At 72.0% G+C, this 19,117-nt stretch carries 20 protein-coding genes and 1 tRNA gene; 11 read left to right on the top strand and 10 right to left on the bottom strand.

Annotated elements, in window-relative coordinates; translation table 11 throughout:
* The first annotated feature begins 4 nt into the window (after positions 1-4).
* Positions 5-1,543: an ArsA family ATPase gene (locus ABGB06_RS18785; RefSeq protein ID WP_347590787.1), complete on the top strand. Its 1,539-nt coding sequence runs from the start codon at positions 5-7 to the stop codon at positions 1,541-1,543.
* 239 nt (positions 1,544-1,782) lie between these two features.
* On the opposite strand, the gene ABGB06_RS18780 is transcribed toward ABGB06_RS18785, so the two are convergent.
* Positions 1,783-2,166 carry a WhiB family transcriptional regulator gene (locus tag ABGB06_RS18780; RefSeq protein ID WP_347590785.1) on the bottom strand — a complete coding sequence of 128 codons (384 nt, stop codon included), beginning with the start codon at positions 2,164-2,166 and terminating at the stop codon, positions 1,783-1,785.
* Between the two features lie 284 nt (positions 2,167-2,450).
* Here ABGB06_RS18780 and ABGB06_RS18775 point away from each other — a divergent pair, with 284 nt between their 5' ends.
* Positions 2,451-4,691 (top strand): transglycosylase domain-containing protein, encoded by a 2,241-nt coding sequence (locus ABGB06_RS18775; RefSeq protein ID WP_347590783.1) that lies wholly within the window; start codon positions 2,451-2,453, stop codon positions 4,689-4,691.
* 297 nt (positions 4,692-4,988) lie between these two features.
* On the opposite strand, the gene ABGB06_RS18770 is transcribed toward ABGB06_RS18775, so the two are convergent.
* A complete protein-coding gene (locus ABGB06_RS18770; RefSeq protein ID WP_347590781.1) occupies positions 4,989-5,456 on the bottom strand; it encodes a GatB/YqeY domain-containing protein in 468 nt (155 codons plus the stop codon).
* A gap of 81 nt (positions 5,457-5,537) precedes the next feature.
* Between ABGB06_RS18770 and ABGB06_RS18765 the strand changes: the two genes are divergently transcribed.
* A complete protein-coding gene (locus ABGB06_RS18765) occupies positions 5,538-6,500 on the top strand; it encodes a metallophosphoesterase (protein WP_347590779.1) in 963 nt (320 codons plus the stop codon).
* Between the two features lie 26 nt (positions 6,501-6,526).
* Positions 6,527-6,600, top strand: a tRNA-Pro gene (locus ABGB06_RS18760).
* A 155-nt stretch (positions 6,601-6,755) separates the two neighbouring features.
* On the opposite strand, the gene ABGB06_RS18755 is transcribed toward ABGB06_RS18760, so the two are convergent.
* Positions 6,756-7,370 carry a TetR/AcrR family transcriptional regulator gene (locus ABGB06_RS18755; protein WP_347590777.1) on the bottom strand — a complete coding sequence of 205 codons (615 nt, stop codon included), beginning with the start codon at positions 7,368-7,370 and terminating at the stop codon, positions 6,756-6,758.
* A 117-nt stretch (positions 7,371-7,487) separates the two neighbouring features.
* Between ABGB06_RS18755 and ABGB06_RS18750 the strand changes: the two genes are divergently transcribed.
* Positions 7,488-7,763 carry a hypothetical protein gene (locus ABGB06_RS18750; RefSeq protein ID WP_347590775.1) on the top strand — a complete coding sequence of 92 codons (276 nt, stop codon included), beginning with the start codon at positions 7,488-7,490 and terminating at the stop codon, positions 7,761-7,763.
* 14 nt (positions 7,764-7,777) lie between these two features.
* On the opposite strand, the gene ABGB06_RS18745 is transcribed toward ABGB06_RS18750, so the two are convergent.
* Positions 7,778-9,328: a hypothetical protein gene (locus ABGB06_RS18745; protein ID WP_347590773.1), complete on the bottom strand. Its 1,551-nt coding sequence runs from the start codon at positions 9,326-9,328 to the stop codon at positions 7,778-7,780.
* Between the two features lie 144 nt (positions 9,329-9,472).
* On the opposite strand from ABGB06_RS18745, the gene ABGB06_RS18740 reads away from it, so the two are divergent.
* Together ABGB06_RS18740 and ABGB06_RS18735 are read left to right on the top strand one after the other, a co-directional pair.
* Entirely contained in the window at positions 9,473-10,153 is a 681-nt protein-coding gene (locus ABGB06_RS18740) for a DUF488 family protein (RefSeq protein ID WP_347590771.1), read from the top strand.
* A 140-nt stretch (positions 10,154-10,293) separates the two neighbouring features.
* On the top strand, positions 10,294-11,085 hold the full coding sequence (locus tag ABGB06_RS18735) for a hypothetical protein (protein ID WP_347590769.1): 792 nt from the start codon (positions 10,294-10,296) through the stop codon (positions 11,083-11,085).
* A 15-nt stretch (positions 11,086-11,100) separates the two neighbouring features.
* Here the strand turns inward: ABGB06_RS18735 and ABGB06_RS18730 are convergent, their stop codons facing one another.
* The 3 genes from ABGB06_RS18730 to ABGB06_RS18720 form a co-directional block, all read right to left on the bottom strand.
* Positions 11,101-11,997 (bottom strand): aminoglycoside phosphotransferase family protein, encoded by an 897-nt coding sequence (locus ABGB06_RS18730; protein ID WP_347590767.1) that lies wholly within the window; start codon positions 11,995-11,997, stop codon positions 11,101-11,103.
* Positions 11,998-12,065: 68 nt separating this feature from the next.
* Positions 12,066-12,710 carry a LysE family translocator gene (locus ABGB06_RS18725; RefSeq protein WP_347590765.1) on the bottom strand — a complete coding sequence of 215 codons (645 nt, stop codon included), beginning with the start codon at positions 12,708-12,710 and terminating at the stop codon, positions 12,066-12,068.
* A 70-nt stretch (positions 12,711-12,780) separates the two neighbouring features.
* A complete protein-coding gene (locus ABGB06_RS18720) occupies positions 12,781-13,209 on the bottom strand; it encodes a TIGR03668 family PPOX class F420-dependent oxidoreductase (protein WP_347590763.1) in 429 nt (142 codons plus the stop codon).
* Between the two features lie 67 nt (positions 13,210-13,276).
* Between ABGB06_RS18720 and ABGB06_RS18715 the strand changes: the two genes are divergently transcribed.
* The gene (locus ABGB06_RS18715; RefSeq protein WP_347590761.1) at positions 13,277-14,167 is read left to right on the top strand and encodes an alpha/beta hydrolase; all 891 of its coding nucleotides are present in this window, start codon (positions 13,277-13,279) and stop codon (positions 14,165-14,167) included.
* 84 nt (positions 14,168-14,251) lie between these two features.
* On the opposite strand, the gene ABGB06_RS18710 is transcribed toward ABGB06_RS18715, so the two are convergent.
* A complete protein-coding gene (locus tag ABGB06_RS18710) occupies positions 14,252-14,812 on the bottom strand; it encodes a SigE family RNA polymerase sigma factor (RefSeq protein ID WP_347590759.1) in 561 nt (186 codons plus the stop codon).
* A gap of 1 nt (position 14,813) precedes the next feature.
* Positions 14,814-15,251, bottom strand: coding sequence for a hypothetical protein (locus ABGB06_RS18705; protein WP_347590757.1), 438 nt, complete (start codon positions 15,249-15,251; stop codon positions 14,814-14,816).
* 310 nt (positions 15,252-15,561) lie between these two features.
* Between ABGB06_RS18705 and ABGB06_RS18700 the strand changes: the two genes are divergently transcribed.
* Positions 15,562-16,401 (top strand): MBL fold metallo-hydrolase, encoded by an 840-nt coding sequence (locus ABGB06_RS18700; protein WP_347590755.1) that lies wholly within the window; start codon positions 15,562-15,564, stop codon positions 16,399-16,401.
* A 31-nt stretch (positions 16,402-16,432) separates the two neighbouring features.
* On the opposite strand, the gene ABGB06_RS18695 is transcribed toward ABGB06_RS18700, so the two are convergent.
* Positions 16,433-17,107, bottom strand: a complete 675-nt coding sequence (locus tag ABGB06_RS18695) for a Crp/Fnr family transcriptional regulator (RefSeq protein WP_347590753.1) — start codon at positions 17,105-17,107, stop codon at positions 16,433-16,435.
* A gap of 324 nt (positions 17,108-17,431) precedes the next feature.
* Between ABGB06_RS18695 and nth the strand changes: the two genes are divergently transcribed.
* Both nth and ABGB06_RS18685 read left to right on the top strand, forming a co-directional pair.
* On the top strand, positions 17,432-18,256 hold the full coding sequence (nth, locus tag ABGB06_RS18690; RefSeq protein WP_347590751.1) for an endonuclease III: 825 nt from the start codon (positions 17,432-17,434) through the stop codon (positions 18,254-18,256).
* Positions 18,257-18,291: 35 nt separating this feature from the next.
* Positions 18,292-19,098 (top strand): CoA pyrophosphatase, encoded by an 807-nt coding sequence (locus ABGB06_RS18685; protein ID WP_347590749.1) that lies wholly within the window; start codon positions 18,292-18,294, stop codon positions 19,096-19,098.
* The last annotated feature ends 19 nt before the right edge of the window (positions 19,099-19,117 follow it).

Here is a 19,117-nt window from a genome sequence, read left to right as displayed (position 1 = left end):
TCTCGTGGGGTTGATCGAGGACGACGCGTCCGCCGGCATCGGCGAGCCGCCGCGGCTGGCCGTGGACCGGCTGCTGGACGACCCGGGGACCCGCATCGTGGTCTGCTGCGGCGCCGGCGGGGTGGGCAAGACGACCACGGCCGCCGCGCTGGGCCTGCGGGCCGCGGAGCGGGGGCGGCGGGTGGTGGTGCTGACCATCGACCCGGCGCGCCGGCTGGCGCAGTCGATGGGGCTGACCGAACTGGACAACACGCCGCGTCCGGTGCCCGGCATAGCCGGCTCCGGGTCGGGGTCGGGGTCGGGTTCGGCGTCCGGCGGTGGCGGGTCTGGCAGTGACGGGCCGGGGGGTGAGGCGTCTGGCGGTGGCGAGCTGTTCGCCATGATGCTCGACATGAAGCGCACCTTCGACGAGATCGTCGAGGCGCACGCGGAGCCCGCGCGGGCCCGCGCCATCCTGGACAACCCCTTCTACCAGGCGCTCTCCGCCGGCTTCGCCGGCACCCAGGAGTACATGGCCATGGAGAAGCTCGGCCAGCTCGCCGCCCGCGAGGACGCGCCCTGGGACCTGATCGTGGTGGACACCCCGCCGAGCCGTTCCGCGCTGGACTTCCTGGACGCGCCGCAGCGCCTGGGCTCGTTCCTCGACGGACGGTTCATCCGGGTGCTGATGGCGCCGGCCAAGGCCGGCGGCCGGGCCGGCCGGAAGGTGATGAACCTGGGCATGGCGGGTCTTTCGCTCTTCGCCGGCTCGCTCGGCAAGGTGCTCGGCACGGCGCTGCTGCGCGACGTGCAGACGTTCGTGGCCGCCATGGACACGATGTTCGGCGGCTTCCGCACCCGGGCGGACGCGACCTACCGGCTGCTCCAGGCGCCCGGCACGGCGTTCCTGGTGGTCGCCGCGCCCGAACAGGACGCGCTGCGCGAGGCGGCGTTCTTCGTGGAGCGGCTGGCCGACGACCGGATGCCGCTGGCCGGGCTGGTGCTCAACCGGGTGCACGCCTCGGCCGCGGGCCGGCTCAGCGCGGAACGCGCGCTCGCGGCGGCGGAGATGCTGACCGGCACGGGAAACGGCGGAAACGGTGGGAACGGCGGGGCCCACGGAGCCAACGGAACCAACGGGGCAGGTGAGGGCGACAGCGGAGGGCCGGACGTAAAGAATCTTGTGGACGGCGGCATTGTGGATCTTCACGAGGGGCAGACTGCCACTCGGAACAATCACAACAGCCAGAGCCCGGCCGACAGTTCATCCGGTCCAGCCGCGGGCTCGTCGCTCGGCCGCTCTCCCGAACCCAGCTCACCGGCCGACGCGGACGAGCAGGCGCCCCTGGACGACGCGGAGTGCCAGGCGCTGGCTGCTGGTCTGCTGCGCGTGCACGCCGATCGCATGCGGCAGGTGGCTCGTGAGGCGCGCATGCGCGCCCGCTTCAGCGCCGTGCATCCCGAAGTGCCGGTGGTGGAGGTCGCCGCCCTGCCCGGCGACGTGCACGATCTGGACGGACTGCGCGCCATCGGCGAGCGTCTGGCCCGCCCGGACCAGCCATAACGCACCACGACACCACTGCACCACCGCGCGGCGCGCGTGCTCGCGCCCGCGTGGGCCACGGACCGGGCCGCCCCGGTCGCCGCCCGCGCGCGTCAGCACGGACCCGCGCGGAGCGCACACCACCGTGCCCGCGGCACGCGGGCACGGCAAGGCACCCCTGGGCGCCGCACGCCGGCGCACGTTCTGGCGCGTGCCGACGCCGTACCGAAGCCGGCCGACCGAAGCCGGCCGCGTCCGGTTCAGCCCGCGGCCAGCGGCCCCGCGGCCGCCCAGCCGTCTGCCACGTCGTAGTCCTCCACGAACTCCGCCAGCTCACCGCCTCGGCGGCGCTCACCGCGCGGCCCACCACTCTCGTACTCGCTGCGCGCCGTCTCCAGCAGGTGGCGCCACGAGGTGACCGTGGGTCGTCGGCGCAGCAGAGCGCGCCGTTCGCGCTCCGTCATGCCACCCCAGACACCGAACTCCACCCTGCTGTCCAGCGCGTCCGCGAGACACTCGGTGCGCACCGGGCAGCCGTGACAGACAGCCTTCGCCCGGTTCTGTGCCGCGCCCTGTACGAACAGTTCATCCGGATCCGTCTCACGGCAGGCCGCGTGCGCGGACCAGTCGATAACCCAGCTCATGCCGGTGCCGTCCTCTCCCGAATCGAGGCTCCCCCACGGCGGCAAGTGGCATATTCACTCTCACCCTTGCCAGTTGAGGACGTTACGGAAGGCAGCGGGGGCGCAACACCCCCAGTGGGTCTAATCTTGAATGGCCCGTTCGGACTATGGCGTCACCGCAGGTCACTCGACCGAGTGATGGAAGCGCGGCAATGCGGTGCCCCGGCGCAGAAGTGTGAACGGGTCACCAGGGTAGGCGAACACCTGCCCCCCTGTCTGGCGTTTGAGAACGTAGGCTGGGCGGCATGGGTAGAACGCGTCAGGGTCGCGGGCTGAGCACGACGGGGCAGGTAGCCAGGTTCCTCGGGGTCAGCGTGCTGGCCGGAGGGGTGCTGGCCGGGCTCGCGCTGCCGGCGATAGGCGCCCTCGGGCTGGCGGCCAAGGGCACCGCCCAGGGGTTCGACGAGATCCCGGCGATGATGAAGCGGCCACCGCTGAGCCAGGTGACCACCATCCTGGACGCCGAGGGCAACAAGATCGCCGACGTCTACGACCGGAACCGCACCGTCATCCCGCTGGACGAGATGTCGGAGAACATGCGGCAGGCCATCGTCGCCATCGAGGACGCCCGTTTCTACGAGCACGGCGCCGTCGACCTGCACGGCATCCTCCGCGCGCTGAACAACAATATCGAGGCCGGCGGCGTCGCCGAGGGCGCCTCGACCCTGACCCAGCAGTACGTGAAGAACGTCTTCGTCGAGGCCGCGGGCGACGACCAGGAGGCGATCGCCGAGGCCACCGACCAGTCGGGTGCCGGCGGCCTGGGCCGCAAGATCCGCGAGATGAAGTACGCGATAGAGCTGGAGCAGCAGCTCACCAAGGACCAGATCCTCGAGAACTACCTGAACATCACGTACTTCGGCCAGCAGGCGTACGGCGTCGAGGCGGCCGCCCAGCAGTACTTCTCCAAGCCCGCCAGCGAGCTCGAACTGCACGAGGCGGCGCTGCTCGCCGGGATCGTGCAGTCCCCCTCCCAGTGGGACCCGGTGGCCAACCCCGAGGGTGCCATCGAGCGGCGCAACACGGTGCTCCAGGCCATGGTCAACACCGACGACATCACCCAGCGGGAGGCCGACGAGGCCAAGGAGCTGGACCTCGGCCTGGACATCAGCGACCCGAGCAACGGCTGCATCACCGCGGTCGGCGACGCCGGCTTCTTCTGCGACTACGTGCGCGAGGAGTTCCTCAGCAACCCGGCCTTCGGGGAGACCCGGGACGACCGCGAGGCGATCTGGGCGCTCGGCGGCCTCACCATCCAGACCACGCTCGACCCGCAGGCCCAGCAGGCCGCCGTCCGGGCGGCCGAGGACCACGTCAACGCCGACGACGAGGTGGCCGCCGCGGTCGTCCAGGTCCAGCCGGGCACCGGACACATCCTCTCCATGGCGCAGAGCCGCCCGTACGGCAACGACGCCACGCAGGGCCAGACGGTGCTGAACCTCAACGTCTCGGCCGGCATGGGCGGCAGCACCGACGGCTTCCAGCCGGGCTCGACGTTCAAGCCCTTCACCGCGGCGGCCGCGTTGGAGCAGGGCATCTCCCCGGCCCAGGAGTACACCACCGGGTACGAGGAAACCTTCCCGATGGCCGACTACCTGGACTGCGAGGGCGAACCGCGCGGTTCGGACACGAACGCCGAGTGGGACGTGCAGAACGAGCTGGAGAGCGAGACCGGCACCTGGGACATGACCTCGGCGCTCGCCCAGTCGATCAACACCTACTTCGCCAACCTGGAGCGCGAGGTCGGCCTCTGCGAGACCATAGAGATGGCGGCGAGCCTCGGCGTGACCCGGGGCAACGACGACGCGCTCGAGGCCAACCCCTCGGTCACGCTGGGCGCCCAGGAGACCACGCCGCTGATGATGGCCACCGCGTACGCCGCGTTCGCCAACCGCGGCACCTACTGCGAGCCGATGTCCATCACCGGGGTCACCGACTCCGAGGGCGAGCGCCTCGGCGCGCCGGAGCCGGACTGCCGGCAGGTGATGTCCACGCACACCGCGGACACGATCAACATGATGCTCCAGGGCGTCGTCCAGGACGGCACCGGCCAGGCGGTCGGCCTCACCGACCGGGACAACGCGGGGAAGACCGGCACCTCGGACAACCGCAAGAACGTGTGGTTCGTCGGCTACACCCCGGAGCTGTCCACGGCGGTGCGGGTCGGCGGCGTCGAGTCGCTGCAGCCGATGGTCGACGTCACGATCGGCGACGTGTACTTCGAGGAGGCCAGCGGGGCCGGGGTCGCCGGGCCGATCTGGAGCCAGGCGATGACCGAGGCGCTGGTGGACGTGCCGGCGACCACGTTCAACCCGGTCGACGTGCCGCGCGGCACCGACGACGACGAGCCGGAGGACGACGGGCCCGACCTGCCCGACTTCGACGACCTGCCGGACGACTGGGACGACTTGGACGACTGGGACCCGGGCAACGGAAACGGCAACGGCGGCGGCGGAAACGACGACGACGTCTACCCCTGGCCGTGACCCCCGACGTCTGACCCGCGGCGTCTGACCCCCGACATCTGACCGGCGCGGCGCCGCCGGCCTCCCGACAGGGCTCCGGCCCGCACCGGCGGGCCGGGATGGTCCCACTCGACCGCTCTGCCACGGCCGCCCGCACGGACGGCCCGCGGAGCGACAGCCTCCGGTGCCCTGGGAACGCGGCGCTCAGGCCGGAGGCCGCAGCACGGCGCCGCCCCCGAAGCCCTCCCGACCGATGTCGGCGGTGCTGGGCCGGCATGACCGGCCCAGCACCGCCTACGTCGGCTTCGACTACCCCGGCTACCCCTGGGAAAGGGCCCGCTTCACGGAGCCGGCGACCCGGCCGCCCTCCGCCCGACCCGCGACCTTCGGCCCGACGATCTTCATCACCGCGCCCATGGCCCGCGGCCCCTCCGCGCCACCCGCCCGCGCCTCGGCCACCGACTCGGCGACCAGCGCGTCCAACTCCTCGTCAGAAAGCTGCTGCGGCAGGTACTCAGCGAGCACCACGCCCTCCGCCCGCTCCCGTTCCGCCTGCTCGGCCCGGCCGCCCTTGTCGAACGCCTCCGCCGCCTCCCGACGCTTCTTCGCCTCCCGGGTGATCACCTTCAGCACCTCGTCGTCGGAGAGCTCACGGGCCGTCTTGCCCGCCACCTCCTCCGTGGTGATCGCCGCCAGCGTCATCCGCAGCGTCGCGGAGCGCAGCTCGTCGCGCGCCTTGATCGCCGTCGTCAGGTCGTCGTGGATCCGGGCCTTCAACGTGGTCATGCGCACCATTGTGGCAGCAGGTGTGACGCATGAGACGGGAGCGGATGCCGGCCCCCTCGGCCATCTGCAACGATGGGGCGCATGCGCGCCCGATACGGCATCCCGTTGGCCCTGACCGCCCTCACCACCGCGGCCGTCGGCTACGCGGCGGGCATCGAGGTCCGCTCCTTCCGGCTGCGGCGGGTGGCCGTCCCCGTGCTCCCACCAGGACGGGAGCCGCTCCGCGTGCTGCACGTCTCGGACATCCACATGGTCCGGGGCCAGCGCAAGAAGCAGCGCTGGCTGCACTCGCTCGCCGGGCTGCACCCCGACCTGGTGATCAACACCGGGGACAACCTCTCCGACCCCGACGCCGTCCCCGAGGTCCTCGACGCCCTCGGGCCGCTGCTGGAGTTCCCCGGGGCGTACGTCTTCGGCTCCAACGACTACTACGCGCCGGTCTTCCGCAACCCGGCCCGTTACCTGGTGGAGCGCGCCAGCGGCAAGCACGGGCTGAACGGCAACACCCCGGCTCAGCAGGTGCCGCGCAACCCGTGGTGGCAGCTGCGCGACGCGTTCGACGCGGCCGGCTGGGCCAACCTCACCAACGCCCGCGGCCGGGTCAAGGCCGGCCAGACCGAGATCGCCCTGACCGGGCTCGACGACCCGCACATCCGCCGCGACCGCTACGACGAGGTCGCCGGCGGCCCCGAACCGGACGCCGACCTCTCCCTCGCCGTGGTGCACGCCCCGTACCTCCGCGTGCTCGACGCCTTCACCGCCGACGGCTACCCGCTGATCCTGGCCGGACACACCCACGGCGGCCAGCTGTGCATCCCGTTCTACGGCGCCCTGGTCACCAACTGCGACATCGACCCCGAGCGCGTCAAGGGCCTCTCCACCCACACCGCCGGCCCGAACCAGGCCCACCTCCACGTCTCCGCCGGCTGCGGCACCAACCGCTTCACCCCGGTCCGCTTCGCCTGCCCCCCGGAGGCCACCCTGCTCACCCTGCTCCCCCGCCAAAACCAGATTTCCCGTACGCCAGACGGTCGGCTAGAGTAGTCATCGCCGTGGCCAGCCCACGGCACCGGGGTGTGGCGCAGCTTGGCAGCGCGCTTCGTTCGGGACGAAGAGGTCGTGGGTTCAAATCCCGCCACCCCGACGCACGTCAGAGGCCACCTACTCAATTGAGTAGGTGGCCTCTTTCATGCCCGGGGGGGCCAAACAGGGGGCCAACCGCATCCGGTCAGCCCATCGCGCGGCCGCCCTTCCGATCATCCGAGAAGATCACGTCCATCGCTTCGGCACCCTTCGCGATCACGGGTCGGAGCAGTTTCCGGTACAGGCGTCGGTTGGGGTCGGGAGGGTGTCGGTCAGGGCCCGGCGGGTGAACTCGACGACGTAGGAACGCAGGTCGGCCTCCGGTGCGGCGCTGCCGAGGATGAGCCGGGCCATCTGAGGCACCGCGTTGGGCCACGCGGCCAGCCCGATCAGGCTGAGCAGGCAGGCGGCGACCTGTGGTGACGCCTTGGTGCCGAAGGTTTCGGCGAGGGCGGCGACCTTCTGCTCGTAGCGAGTGGCGCGCCGCGCCTCGTTCGGCAGCAGGCCGTCGCGGTAGTGCAGGGCCTCCCAGAGGAAGAGGCGCACCAGGGTGGGGTTGGCGCGGTGGAAGTCGTAGACCCGGCCCACGTACTCGGCGGGGTCGTTGCCCGGTTCCAGGGGGACCGCGTCGCTGAGTTCGTCGAGCGCCTGGTCGACGACGCGGTCGAAGAGCTTCTGCTTGTTGGTGAAGTAGCCGTAGATGCGCTCCTTGTTGACGCCCGCCAAGGCGGCGATGCGGTCCACGCGGGCGCCGGCGATGCCGTGCGCGGCGAACTCCTCCTTGGCGGCGGCGAGCAGCCGGTGCCTGGTGTCCGTCGGGTCCTGGTGCATGGGCCCAGCGTACGGCGAGGACGTTCACCAACCAACTGGATGGTTGACATCCAACTAGTTGGTTGGCTACCGTCAAGCCGCAGCGCTCTTCGGACGTGAACGTGAAGTGAGGACCGAATGCCCCAGTTGACCGGCAAGACCTGTCCGGACGCCTCCGCCGGCGTCGCCCCGCTCGCCCCACCGTCCGTGCATGTGCGAGTGCTGATCACCTGGCTCGCCGTCTACCCGTCCATCCTCGCCGTCAAGGCGCTGCTCTCCCCGGTGGCGGGCGGCGTCTCGGGGCCGCTTCGCCTGCTCTGCGTCACGGCCGTCGTGGTACCGGTCGTGATCTACGTCCTCGTGCCCTGGCTGCTGAAGGCGAGGGCCCGCCTGCTGCGGGTGCGCCGCCGCTGACGCCCACCCGCGTGCTACGAGGCGGGGCAGCCCGCGTCGTCCGGGGTGAGGAGGCGGACGTCCTCGCGGCGAACCGCGAAGGTGGTGGGGGCGGAGTCGCGTTCGGGGTCCCAGAGCCAGATCCAGTCCTCGGAACTGCCGAAGGAGAGGACCGGATGGCCGGTGGGGACGGGTCCGTTCTCGACGGGAATCGCGGTGTCGGCGACCGGGAGCACGCAGGTCAGGCGGCCCTGGAGGCCGAAGTAGGAGGCGGGGTTGTCTCCCCCGCGGGCCTCGGCCATCGCGTCGCGGGCGGTGGTGTCGGCCTCGTAGATGCCGAGCAGGACGGCGGTGAGGGCGAAGACCAGCGAGAGGATCAGCGTGCTGAGGACGGCGAAGAGGCGGTTGCCGCCCAGCGCGAGGTAGGCGTGGCGCGCCCAGCCCAGCACGCCGACGAAAAAGAGGACGAAGCCGAACGCGACGGCCAGCGAGCGAGCGGCGGCGGCGTAGTCCCAGAGGCCCTCGGCTGAGTGCACGGAGCCGGACGGGATGCCGAACGCGTCCAGGTAGACGGCCCGCATCAGCCGGCCCAGCCAGGCGACCATGGACCCGGCCACCGGGATGGCGACCGGTAGGAGCCAGCCGGCGTTCCGGGAGAACCAGGTCTGGCGGAGCGCGAGGTAGGTGCCGGGCAGGCCGAACAGGAGCAGCCCGCCCAGCAGCCAGGAGAACGTGCGGCCGTCGGGACCGAGTTCCTGCCCGGAGTCGGCCAGCAGCCAGCCGAGGAGCGCGAGGCCGCCGGCGAACGCCGCCCCCACGCCGATCCGCCCGACCGGCCGCAGCGGCTCCCGCCAGGGCAACGTCGTGAAGACGGCGGCGGACAGGAGAAGGATCGCGACGGGAACGGCGAGCAGCGGTCCCGAGACGTGACGCAGGGCGTAACCGCTGGCCAACGCGCCGAGCAGCGCGGCGGTGAAGCGCAGCACCTCCGGCGGTGAGACGGGGTCCCTGGCCCGCCGGGCCGCCTCCTCCTCGGTGTCGGGCGGGGCGGGCAGGAGGTCGTGGTCGGTGGCGGAGAAGCGGTGGCCGCCGAGGTGGCGTTCGTGGAGTTCGCGTTCCACGGCCTCCCGGGTGAGGGAGGTGGGCAGCCGCACCAGGCGGTGGGTGTCCCGCCCGCCCAGCCTGGCCCAGAGGCGGTGGAACGGGCCTCCGCCGCCGCGACGGATCACGTGGTAGGTGGTGCGGTCCTCGGGCGGCAGGGTGAGGAGGGCGGCGTCACGGACCCAGAGGGCGAGCTTGTACCTGTCGGCCAGGGTCTCGACGACGCCCTTCGCGGCTCGTTCGGCCCGCCACCGGGCGCCGTTGAGCCGGATCTCTACGACGAGCGGCCGGCGCGTGCCGCCGGGGAGTTCGGGCGCCTCGTCCGGCGAGGGCTCGCGCACCGGCCAGCCGCGTTGTTGCAGGACGGCTCGGGCGAGGGCGAGTTCGTCGTCATCGTCGACGACCTCGATCAGCACGCGCACCCGTTGTCTGAACGGCGCGGTCGGCGCCTCCGCTGCCCCGCCGCCCGCCCCTCCATCCGACATCCCGTCCACCGCGCCCCGCCCCCGTCGCGTCCCAGAACGGAGAAGACTACCCAGGTCCTCTCCCGCTTCATCAGCGTGGAAGCCTGCACGGCTGTCTCGGGCAACGACGGATCACCGGGCGACATCGGGACTAGGATCCCCCTTATGGCGGCCCATCACTCAGTGCGTTCCCGTCACCACATTCGCGCCCTCGCCCGGCAGCTACGTGCGTTTCGTGAGGCACGCGGGCTGACGCGTGAGGAGCTCGCTGAGGAAGCGGGCGTCAGCATCGGGACACTCGGCCGGTTGGAAGTCGGCGGAGCAAGCCAGCCGGGCTTCTTCACCGTGGGTTCGCTCGCAGAGACTCTTGGAGTCTCCCTCGATGATCTCTTCCGGGACACGAGCGCCGCTCCCGGGCTCTGGTCTGCCGGATATGAGGGGAGAGACATCCGCTCGTTCGTCGCGTCGCTCCGCGACTGTCGCATTGATGTCGTGGCCGACGTACGGCTCACTCCGATCAGCCGCAAGCCAGGCTTCAGCAAGACTCGCCTCGGACTGGCGTTGGCCGAGGCGGGAATCGAGTACACCCATCTCAAGAACCTGGGGAACCCCAAGGACAACCGGGCGCCGTTCTGGGACGGTCGCCTGGATGTCGGCAGAGCACGGTTTCGTAGTGTCCTGCGCTCCGATGCTGCCCAGTCCGACCTCGACCGCCTCGCCGAGAGCGCCGCGCAGTCGCGAGTCGCGGTGCTGTGTTTCGAGAAGGACGAGAGCCAGTGTCACCGTCAGGTGGTACTGGAGAACGTCTGCAGGCGGGTCGCCGTGCCGGTCACCCCTCTTATCTGACTTCGCACCCTCGCTCCTGCCCGCGCCCTTGTGCGCCCTTGCGCGCGGTACACGCCCCTCGTCCAATCGGATCGAGAGCACTATCCGTGGGGGTGGCGATGGCGGAACGAGCGTCCGGAAAGCGACAGCGCGCTCGGATCATGATCACGGTCAAGACGTATCCCGAGCTGTCCAACAAATATCGCGAGACCAGCTGCGTGGCCGGCATACGCCTGGATGACGGAGCGCCTCGGCACGTACGGCTCTTTCCTGTTCCCTTTCGGCTCCTCGGTGAGGATGTTCAGTTCTCGAAGTACTCGATCATTGAGGTTGACGTCGAGCGCCACCGTCCGGAGCGTGACCCCCGTCCTGAGAGCCTTCGGCCGGATCTCAAGACCCTGCGGGTCGTGGGGAAGGTGCCGCCGGACGACGGGTGGAAACAGCGTTACAGGTACGTCGAGCCCCTGCTCGCGCCGTCGCTGTGCGCCATCAAGAGGGATCAGGAGCAGCGTGGAACCTCACTCGGTCTCTTCCAACCCCACGAGGTCTCGCGTTTCAGGCTTGAGCCGGCTGATCCCTGGTCCGCGTCCAAAGCGGCACTGGCCGATCAACTCGACCTGTTCGACCAGGATTTAAGCCGTCTGGAATGGGTGCCGCTGGACTTTCGATACAGCTTCCGCTGCGCGGACAGGAGGTGCGCCGGTCACGACATGGCACTCAAGGACTGGGAGGCCGGACAGTCGTATCGCAGGTTCCTGCGTACCTACGGGTCACGGGACGTGCGGGACAAGCTGCGGGAGCGCTGGTATGACCGGATCTTCACGTCTGACCGAGCTGTCCACTTCTTCGTCGGCAACATCGCGGCGCATCCGAGAACGTTCATGCTGCTCGGATTGTTCTACCCAGAGCGGCGGGTCGTCCAGTACGTGCAGGACAGCCTGTTCGGGGAGTGACGCCGTCGCCTGCTGTCAGGTGGAGTCGGACAGGATCTCCGCGAGGGCGTGGGAGGCCTGGCGGATCATGCCGGGGTTGGTGTGCCAGTAGTAGGGGAGGGCCTCGACGGCCTGGCGGAGGGCCCAGCCGCGGCCGCGGAGCCAGGAGGCGTCGTCCACCCGGAGTTCGGCCCGGAAGCGGGCGCGGCTGGGGCCGGTGAAGACGTTCCAGGCCGGTTGCAGGTCGCAGGCCGGGTCGCCGACGTTGAGGGTGCCGAAGTCGATGACCGCGGACAGCCGGCCGTCGACGACGATGAGGTTGCCGGGGAGCAGGTCGCCGTGCAGCCAGGTCTCGGCGCCGTCCCATGCGGGGGCGGACAGCGACTCCTCCCAGGAGCGGAGGGCGGCGGCTCTGTCGATGCGGTCGCCGAGCCGGGCGATCGCGCGCCGCACGCCCTCGTCGCCCTCCGCGAGCGGTCCGCCGCGGGCCCCGGGCGGGCGCGGGGGCGCGCCCGCCGTGTCGCACCGGCGCAGCGCCCGCACGAACCCGGCGAGGTCCACAGCGGCCTGGTCCAGGTCGTGGAGGGTGCCGTTGGCGTTGGCACCCGGCAGCCATTCGTGGACGGACCAGACGAACGGGTAGTCCTCGTCCGGCTTCCCCTGGGCCACCGGCACGGGCACGGCGAGCGGCAGGTGCGGCGCCAGCCGCGGGAGCCACTCGGCCTCCTTCGCGGCCTGGGCGGTGGCCCACCCGATGCGCGGCAGCCGGGCCACCAGGTGGTCGCCGAGCCGGTAGATGTCGTGGTCGGTGCCGTAGGACTCGACGAGGGCGACGGGCAACGCCGCCCACCGCGGGAACTGCCGTGTGAGCAGGCGGCGTACGAGGTCGGCGTCGGTCGCGACCTCGTCGGCGTGCATGCGTACGGTGCTCATCGGCGGGAATGTTCGCGAACCGCGGGTCCCCGTGACAACCGGATTTCTCCGAGTCGCGCGCAGCCGGCTCAGGCCCTGGCGGGCTGGGAGTTGTCCGTGGCCAGGTGCACGGCCAGGCCGCCGAGGACGGTGCCCATGACGTACCGCTGGGCGCGCAGCCAGCCGGGGCGCCGCCCGAGGAACACCGCGATCGCGCCGGCGGCCAGCACGAACAGCCCGTTCACGCCGACCCCGATGACCACCTGGACGCTGCCGAGGAGGAAGCCCTGGGCCATCACGTGCCCCGCCTCGGGGTCCACGAACTGGGGGATGAGGGACAGGTACATGAGGGCGATCTTCGGGTTGAGCAGGCAGGTCATCAGGCCCATGGTGAACAGTCGGCGGGGCGACTCGGCCGGCATCTCCTGCCGGGCGAAGGCCGACACCCCGCCCGGTCGCAGCGCCTGCCAGGCCAGCCACGCGAGGTAGCAGGCGCCGGCCAGTTTGACCGTGAGGTACAGGCCGGGGACGACGGTGAAGACGACCGAGAGGCCGAGGTTCGCCGCGGTCAGGTAGATGAGGAAGCCGAGCGCCACGCCCGACAGCGACACCAGCCCGGCCCATCGGCCCTGGGTGATGCTCCGCGACACGAGGTAGATCATGTTGGGCCCGGGCGTCAGGACCATCCCGAGAGCGACTGCTGCGACGCCGGCCACCGCACCTGTTGTGATCATCTGACCAGAATCGCCGACGAGGGCCAGTGAGCACCAGTGAGATTTTCTGACCCGTATGCCTAAGCGTTGCTTAGCGGCCAGGCTCGGCATGGGCCCAGGCCGTCCAGCGGTGGACGGTGATGGCGATGACCGGGCCTGTGGGGCGGTCGGCGCGGTACTGGGGGTATCTGGCGGCGAGCGCGGTGAGCGGTGCGGCGCGGTCGTCCCCGCGGAGGATCGCGGCGCGGCCGTCCGCGCGCGCCCACCAGAGTCGGGTCCAGTCCTCGTCATAGGCGTCCACCAGGGCGGACACCCGGTCGTTCGCCGCGATGTTCCGCAGCCGCTTCAGGTCGTGGTGCCGTTTGGGCTTCTGGTCGACCGCGATGACCAGCGTGTCGTCGGCCGGGGCGGCGAACGTGGCGGGCACCAGGTGCGGCTGGCCGTCGGCGGAGACGGTGGCGAGCCGGAGCACCCGCGCCCGGGCGAACCGGCGGCGGGCCTCGGCCTCGGGGAGTCGCATGAGTCCGTCGTACCCGACGGCACGTCACCGACCGGCGCGCGGGCGACCAAGGGCCGATAATGGACTGATGTTCGAGGAATTCCAGGCCGAGACCGTGCGGTTGGAGAACGCGTCGATCTTCGTCAGGCACGGCGGCGGGGACGGGCCGCCGGTGGTGCTGTTGCACGGGCATCCGCGGACGTCGGCGACCTGGCACCGGGTCGCGCCGCTGCTGGTGCGGCGCGGGTTCCGCGTCATCTGCCCCGATCTGCGGGGCTACGGTCGGTCGCGGGGCCCGGCGCACACCGCGGACCACGCCGGATACGCCAAGCGCGCCATGGCGGGCGACGTGGTCGCCGTGGCCCGGGCGCTGGGGCACGAGCGGTTCGCGGTGGCCGGGCACGACCGCGGGTCGTACGTGGCGTTGCGGCTGGCGCTGGACCACCAGGCGACGGTCTCCCGGGTCGCGCTGCTCGACTGCGTGCCGATCAGCGAGCATCTGACGCGCATCACCCCGGAGTTCGCGACGCGGTGGTGGCACTGGTTCTTCTTCGCCCAGCCGGACACGCCCGAACGGGTCATCAACGCCGACCCCGACGCCTGGTACCGGGGCGATCCCGACCGCATGGGACGGGAGAACCACGCCGAGTGGCGCGCCGCCACCCGCGACCCCGACGTGGTGCGGGCGATGCTGGAGGACTACCGGGCCGGCCTGACGGTCGACCGGCGGGACGAGGAGGCGGACCGGGCGGCCGGCGTCCGGGTGCGCTGCCCGGCGCTGGTCCTGTGGTCGCTCCGCGACGACCTGGAGGAGCTCCACGGCGACCCGTTGGCGATCTGGCGCGACTGGGCCGACGACGTCCGCGGCCACGGCATCGACTCCGGGCACCACATGGCGGAGGAGGCCCCCGAGGTGCTCGCCGCCGCGCTGGGGGGCTTCCTGGGCGACGGCGGGCCGCCGGGTCAGTCGACCGGATAGGACGGATCGGAGTGGACGACGGAGATCCGGTCGTCCGCGCGCGGGTCACGCGGATCGGTCACCCGATGTCCCCTCTCTCCGACCTCAGGTCGACCTCAGATCCTGCAGCGCCCCGTCGTCGCGCAGCCTCGCGAGGCCGCGGGACGAGTAGCCGCGCACCGTCCCGACGCCGATGCCGAGCATCGCGGCCACCTCGGTCTCGCTGCGGTCCTCCACGTACCGCAGCACGACCACGGCGCGCTGCCGGGCCGGCAGCCGGCCGAGCGCGTCGAGCAGCGCGCCGCGCGTGGCGACCTGGTCGCTGCGGTCCACCGCGAGCCGTTCGGGCAACCGGTCGGTGAGCCACTCACGGACCGAACGCCGCCGCAGCCGGTCCACGTTGAGATTGATCATGACGCGCCACACGTACGCGTCGGGATCGTCGGCCCGCCGCACCCGGCCCCATCTGCTGTAGGTCCGGGCCAGGGCGGTCTGCACCAGGTCCTCGGCGTCGTGCGGGCTGCCGGTCAGCAGGTAGGCGGTGCGCAGCATCCGGCGCCAGCGCGCCCCCACGAAGGCGCGGAAGTCGTCGTCCGCGGCCTCGGCCGAGTCGACCGCGTCCATCATCGGACCCCCGGAACGCCAGCCGGCGTCGGGCAGGGTCACGTCAGGACCGCGGGATCGCCGGCACGCCTGCCTCCTCCGCCTCTCGTTCGAGCCCCAGCTCCACCGAGGCGAGGACGGAGCCGGCGCGGTCGTACGCCGTGATGGTCATGCTCCCGAGGGAGCCCTCGTCGAGCGCGAGGCAGTACGTGCCCCAGGCGGGCCGGCCCGGCAGCCGGAGCATGGCCGCCGCATGCTCCCGGCCGGCGGTGCGCACGATGATCCGCGACGGTGCCGCGCCACTGGCCGTCCGCCAGGCGCCGCCTAACAGCACGCCCGGTGCCGGCCCGGACCGGTCGTCGAGCGCGTCGAAGACGTTGACGCTGATGCTGTCCGGCGCCAGCCGGTCCCCGCGGTACCGAAGGGCGTCGCGCAGCGCTCCGGCGAAGCAGTCCTCGGGCGCCAGCACGTAGTTCTGGCGCCCGAGGGGGAGCAACGCCATGGCGTGACCCTGACCTGTCGAGACGCGCTGGAACGGTCTGATGACCGAGAGCGCCGATGCGGTCCTCCCCCGGTTCGCGGGCTTCCCTGCCGTGTGCGGCACGTGCGGCTCCTCTCGTCGCGGCCCCCCGGTCACTAGTCAGACGTCCCAGGGGCGGCAAAACGATGTCGCAGCACGACGGATTCCCGCTTCCTCCTTGTTCACCCTTCTTGTCCCCTCCCTTCTCCTCCCGGGGAGCGCGCGGGAGAGTCGATCCGCGGACCTCGACGCACCATGTCCGCGGCGCCGCCCGAGCGCGTAGCATCCGGCCATGAGCGAGGCGAGCGAGGTGTCCGCGTTGCCCGGGCGGCCCGGGATCGGCACGCCGGAGGGGCCCGCGACCACCAGGGCCCAGTGCGTGCTCGCGCCCAACCCCTCCCCGATGACGCTGGACGGCACCAACACCTGGATCCTCGCCGAGCCGGGCGCCGAGGTGGCGGTCGTGGTCGATCCGGGCCCCGACCACGAGGGGCATCTGCGGCGGGTGGCGGACGCGGTGGCACGGGCCGGGCGGCGGGTCGCGTTGACGCTGCTGACGCATCACCACGACGACCACGCGGCGGGGGCGGCCCGGTTCGCCGAGCTGACCGGCAGCCCGGTGCGGGCGCTGGACCCGCGGCTACGGCTGGGCGAGGAGGGACTCGAACTCGGGGAAGGGCTGGACGTCGGCGGCCTGGAGCTGCGCGCCGTGGAGACCCCCGGGCACACGGCGGACTCGCTGTCGTTCCTGCTGCCGGCGGACGGCGCGGTGCTCACCGGCGACACCGTGCTGGGGCGCGGCACCACCGTGGTCGCCCACCCGGACGGGCGACTCGGCGACTACCTCGACTCGTTGCGCCGGCTGCGGACGCTGACCGAGGGGGACGGGGTGCGCACCGTGCTGCCCGGGCACGGCCCGGTGCTCCAGGACGCCCAGGGGGCCATCGACTACTACCTGGTGCACCGGGCCAACCGGCTGGCCCAGGTGGAGACGGCGGTGGAGGCCGGGCACCGGACGCCGGCCGAGATCGTCGCGCACGTCTACGCGGACGTGGACCGCGCGGTGTGGCCGGCCGCCGAGCTGTCGGTGCGGGCACAGCTCGAGTACCTGCGGGAGCACGGTCTGCTGTGACCGCGCCGGCACGGCGACCGACCGGCGGCGGCTAACGGGAACGGCGGGCCAGGCGTTCGATGTCCAGCAGGATGACGGCGCGCGCCTCCAGCCGGAGCCAGCCACGGGCGGCGAAGTCGGCCAGCGCCTTGTTGACCGTCTCCCGCGAGGCGCCGACCAGCTGGGCCAGCTCCTCCTGGGTGAGGTCGTGCACGACGTGGATGCCCTCGTCCGACTGCACGCCGAAGCGGCGCGAGAGGTCGAGGAGCGCCTTGGCGACCCGGCCGGGGACGTCGGAGAAGACCAGCTCGGACATGCGGTCGTTGGTGTGGCGCAGGCGGCGGGCGACGGCGCGCAGCAGGGCGGCACCGACCTCCGGGCGCATCTTCAGCCAGGGCTGGAGGTCGGGGTGTCCCAGCCCGAGCAACCGGACCTCGGTGACGGCGATGGCGGTGGCGGTGCGCGGGCCCGGGTCGAACAGGGACAGCTCCCCGATCAGCTCGCCCGCGCCGAGGACGGCCAGCATGTTCTCGCGGCCGTCGGGGGAGGTGCGCTGGAGCTTGACCTTGCCCTCGGTGACGACGTACAGCCGGTCGCCGGGGTCGCCCTCGTGGAAGAGGGTGTCGCCGCGGGCCAGCGTCACCTCGGCCATGGAGGCGCGCAGCTCCGCGGCCTGCTCGTCGTCGAGCGCCGCGAAGAGCGGGGCGCGTCGCAGAACGTCGTCCACGGATTCTCTCTCCCTGTCGGCCGGATCGTTGCGGTGCTGCTTGCCATGCTTCCCTGCGGAGGTCCGCAAGATACGCCCACATGATGCCGGACGGCTCAGCAGTGCTATCAGTCACAAGTTTGGCGTACTGGGACACCCCTGCCCACGACCGGGGGTGGTTCCGGGGCCGATCGCGCCGTGTGCAGGGCGATTGTCCGTGGTGCCGTCTAGGCTGGCCGAGTGGTCAACCGTCGCACGGGCGCATGAGGTAGGGCCCGGGAGCGTGAGGAAGTGAGGGCCGGGCGGGTGAAGGCAAGCCAGGATTCCGCTGAGAGCGAACGGCCGGTGCGTGGGGCAGCCGGGGCGGCCAAAGGGGCGAGCGCGACGGGCGCGCGGCGAGCGCGGCCGGAGAGCCGTCTCGCCATGGTCCGCCGTGCCCGGAAGATAGACCGCGTCCTGGGCGAGGTGTACTACTACGCCCATCCGGAGCTCGACTTCGAGGATCCGTTCCAGCTGCTGGTCGCGACCATCCTCTCGGCCCAGACCACCGACCTCCGGGTGAACCAGACGACACCCAGACTCTTCGCGAGCTACCCGACGCCCGAGGACATGGCGGCGGCCGACCCGGCGACGCTGGAGGAGCTGATCCGCCCCACCGGCTTCTTCAGGAACAAGGCGAAGTCCCTGCTCGGCATGTCCACGGCGTTGCGGGACCGGTTCGGCGGGGAGGTGCCGGGCCGGCTCGAGGACCTGGTCTCGCTGCCGGGCGTGGGGCGCAAGACGGCCCACGTGGTCCTGGGGAACGCGTTCGGTCAGCCCGGCATCACGGTGGACACGCACTTCCAACGGCTGGCGCGACGCTGGCGGTGGACGGAGCGGACGGAGCCGGAGCGCATCGAGGCGGAGGTCGGCGAGATCTTCCCGAAGAAGGACTGGACGATGCTCTCGCACCACGTGATCTTCCACGGGCGCCGCGTCTGCCACAGCCGCAGGCCGGCGTGCGGGGCCTGTCCGGTGGCGAGCCTCTGCCCGTCCTTCGGCGAGGGGGAGACCGACCCGGAGAAGGCGAAGCAACTGCTGAAGTACGAGCTGGCCGGACAGCCCGGACAGCGGTTGAAGCCGCCCGCGGACTATCCGGGCAAGCCGGCTCCGCCGCTGGGAGCGGCATGACCGGACCCCGCCGCGACACGGATCGGCGGAATCGGATGGAGTCACTCGACCCGCTCGATCCCGCCGCCGCGGTCGCCCCGCTGGATCCGCTCGCGCCGCTCTCGCCGCTCGACCCTCTCGGCCCGGCCGGCGGGACGGGGTCGGGGTCGGGCGGGACGGGGTCGGGCGGGCCACGGTCGCCGGGGCTCGTCGCCGAGGCGGCGCTGCCCGAGTGGCTGCGGCCGGTGGCCCGCGCGGCCAGCACGGTCAGTCCCCGGCAGCTGAGCCGTTTCCTGCCGCCGCCGGACGGGGGCAGGCCGTCCGCGGTGCTCGTGCTGTTCGGCGAGGGCGCGCAGGGCCCCGAGCTGCTGCTGCTCCAGCGGGCGACATCGCTGCGCGAGCACGCGGGACAGTCGTCGTTTCCTGGTGGGGCGATCGACCCGGAGGACGGCGACCCGCTCGGCGAGGGCGCGCTGCGCGCCGCGCTGCGGGAGGCCCAGGAGGAGACCGGGCTCGACCCGGCCGGCGTGCGGATCTTCGCCACCCTGCCCCGGTTGTACATCCCGGTCAGCGGGTTCGTGGTGACGCCGGTGCTGGCCTGGTGGCGCGACCGGACCCCGGTGGGGCCGGTGGATCCGGCGGAGACCGCCCGGGTCTTCACCGTGCCGATCGCCGAGCTCGCCGACCAGGAGCGGCGCGGCACGGCCGTGCACCCCAGCGGGTTCCGCGGCCCGTGCTTCCTGGTGGCCGACACGCTGGTCTGGGGCTTCACCGCCGGGGTGATCGACCGGATCCTGCACTACGCGGGCTGGGAGCGTCCCTGGGACACCGGCCGGGAGGTCCCGCTCGACCACCACGCGTGAGTGCCCGGCCGCAGGGCGT

Origin of the sequence: Streptomyces sp. B6B3 (assembly GCF_039871525.1) — a bacterium.
In the GTDB taxonomy this organism is placed as follows: domain Bacteria; phylum Actinomycetota; class Actinomycetes; order Streptomycetales; family Streptomycetaceae; genus Streptomyces.
The sequence above is the reverse complement of the archived record's forward strand: the minus strand, read 5'-3'. Positions and strand labels throughout refer to the sequence as shown.

Excerpts from the sequence above, each read along its gene's own strand:
- ABGB06_RS18740 (WP_347590771.1), top strand. The coding sequence starts at position 9,473 with ATGGCGGCCCATCACTCAGTGCGTTCCCGTCACCACATTCGCGCCCTC.
- ABGB06_RS18720 (WP_347590763.1), bottom strand. The coding sequence starts at position 13,209 with ATGCGACTCCCCGAGGCCGAGGCCCGCCGCCGGTTCGCCCGGGCGCGG.
- ABGB06_RS18750 (WP_347590775.1), top strand. The coding sequence starts at position 7,488 with ATGCCCCAGTTGACCGGCAAGACCTGTCCGGACGCCTCCGCCGGCGTC.
- ABGB06_RS18770 (WP_347590781.1), bottom strand. The coding sequence starts at position 5,456 with ATGACCACGTTGAAGGCCCGGATCCACGACGACCTGACGACGGCGATC.
- ABGB06_RS18735 (WP_347590769.1), top strand. The coding sequence starts at position 10,294 with ATGATCACGGTCAAGACGTATCCCGAGCTGTCCAACAAATATCGCGAG.
- ABGB06_RS18755 (WP_347590777.1), bottom strand. The coding sequence starts at position 7,370 with ATGCACCAGGACCCGACGGACACCAGGCACCGGCTGCTCGCCGCCGCC.
- ABGB06_RS18705 (WP_347590757.1), bottom strand. The coding sequence starts at position 15,251 with ATGGCGTTGCTCCCCCTCGGGCGCCAGAACTACGTGCTGGCGCCCGAG.
- ABGB06_RS18725 (WP_347590765.1), bottom strand. The coding sequence starts at position 12,710 with ATGATCACAACAGGTGCGGTGGCCGGCGTCGCAGCAGTCGCTCTCGGG.
- ABGB06_RS18700 (WP_347590755.1), top strand. The coding sequence starts at position 15,562 with ATGAGCGAGGCGAGCGAGGTGTCCGCGTTGCCCGGGCGGCCCGGGATC.
- ABGB06_RS18715 (WP_347590761.1), top strand. The coding sequence starts at position 13,277 with ATGTTCGAGGAATTCCAGGCCGAGACCGTGCGGTTGGAGAACGCGTCG.
- ABGB06_RS18765 (WP_347590779.1), top strand. The coding sequence starts at position 5,538 with ATGCGCGCCCGATACGGCATCCCGTTGGCCCTGACCGCCCTCACCACC.
- ABGB06_RS18685 (WP_347590749.1), top strand. The coding sequence starts at position 18,292 with ATGGAGTCACTCGACCCGCTCGATCCCGCCGCCGCGGTCGCCCCGCTG.
- ABGB06_RS18730 (WP_347590767.1), bottom strand. The coding sequence starts at position 11,997 with ATGAGCACCGTACGCATGCACGCCGACGAGGTCGCGACCGACGCCGAC.
- ABGB06_RS18775 (WP_347590783.1), top strand. The coding sequence starts at position 2,451 with ATGGGTAGAACGCGTCAGGGTCGCGGGCTGAGCACGACGGGGCAGGTA.
- ABGB06_RS18745 (WP_347590773.1), bottom strand. The coding sequence starts at position 9,328 with ATGTCGGATGGAGGGGCGGGCGGCGGGGCAGCGGAGGCGCCGACCGCG.
- ABGB06_RS18780 (WP_347590785.1), bottom strand. The coding sequence starts at position 2,166 with ATGAGCTGGGTTATCGACTGGTCCGCGCACGCGGCCTGCCGTGAGACG.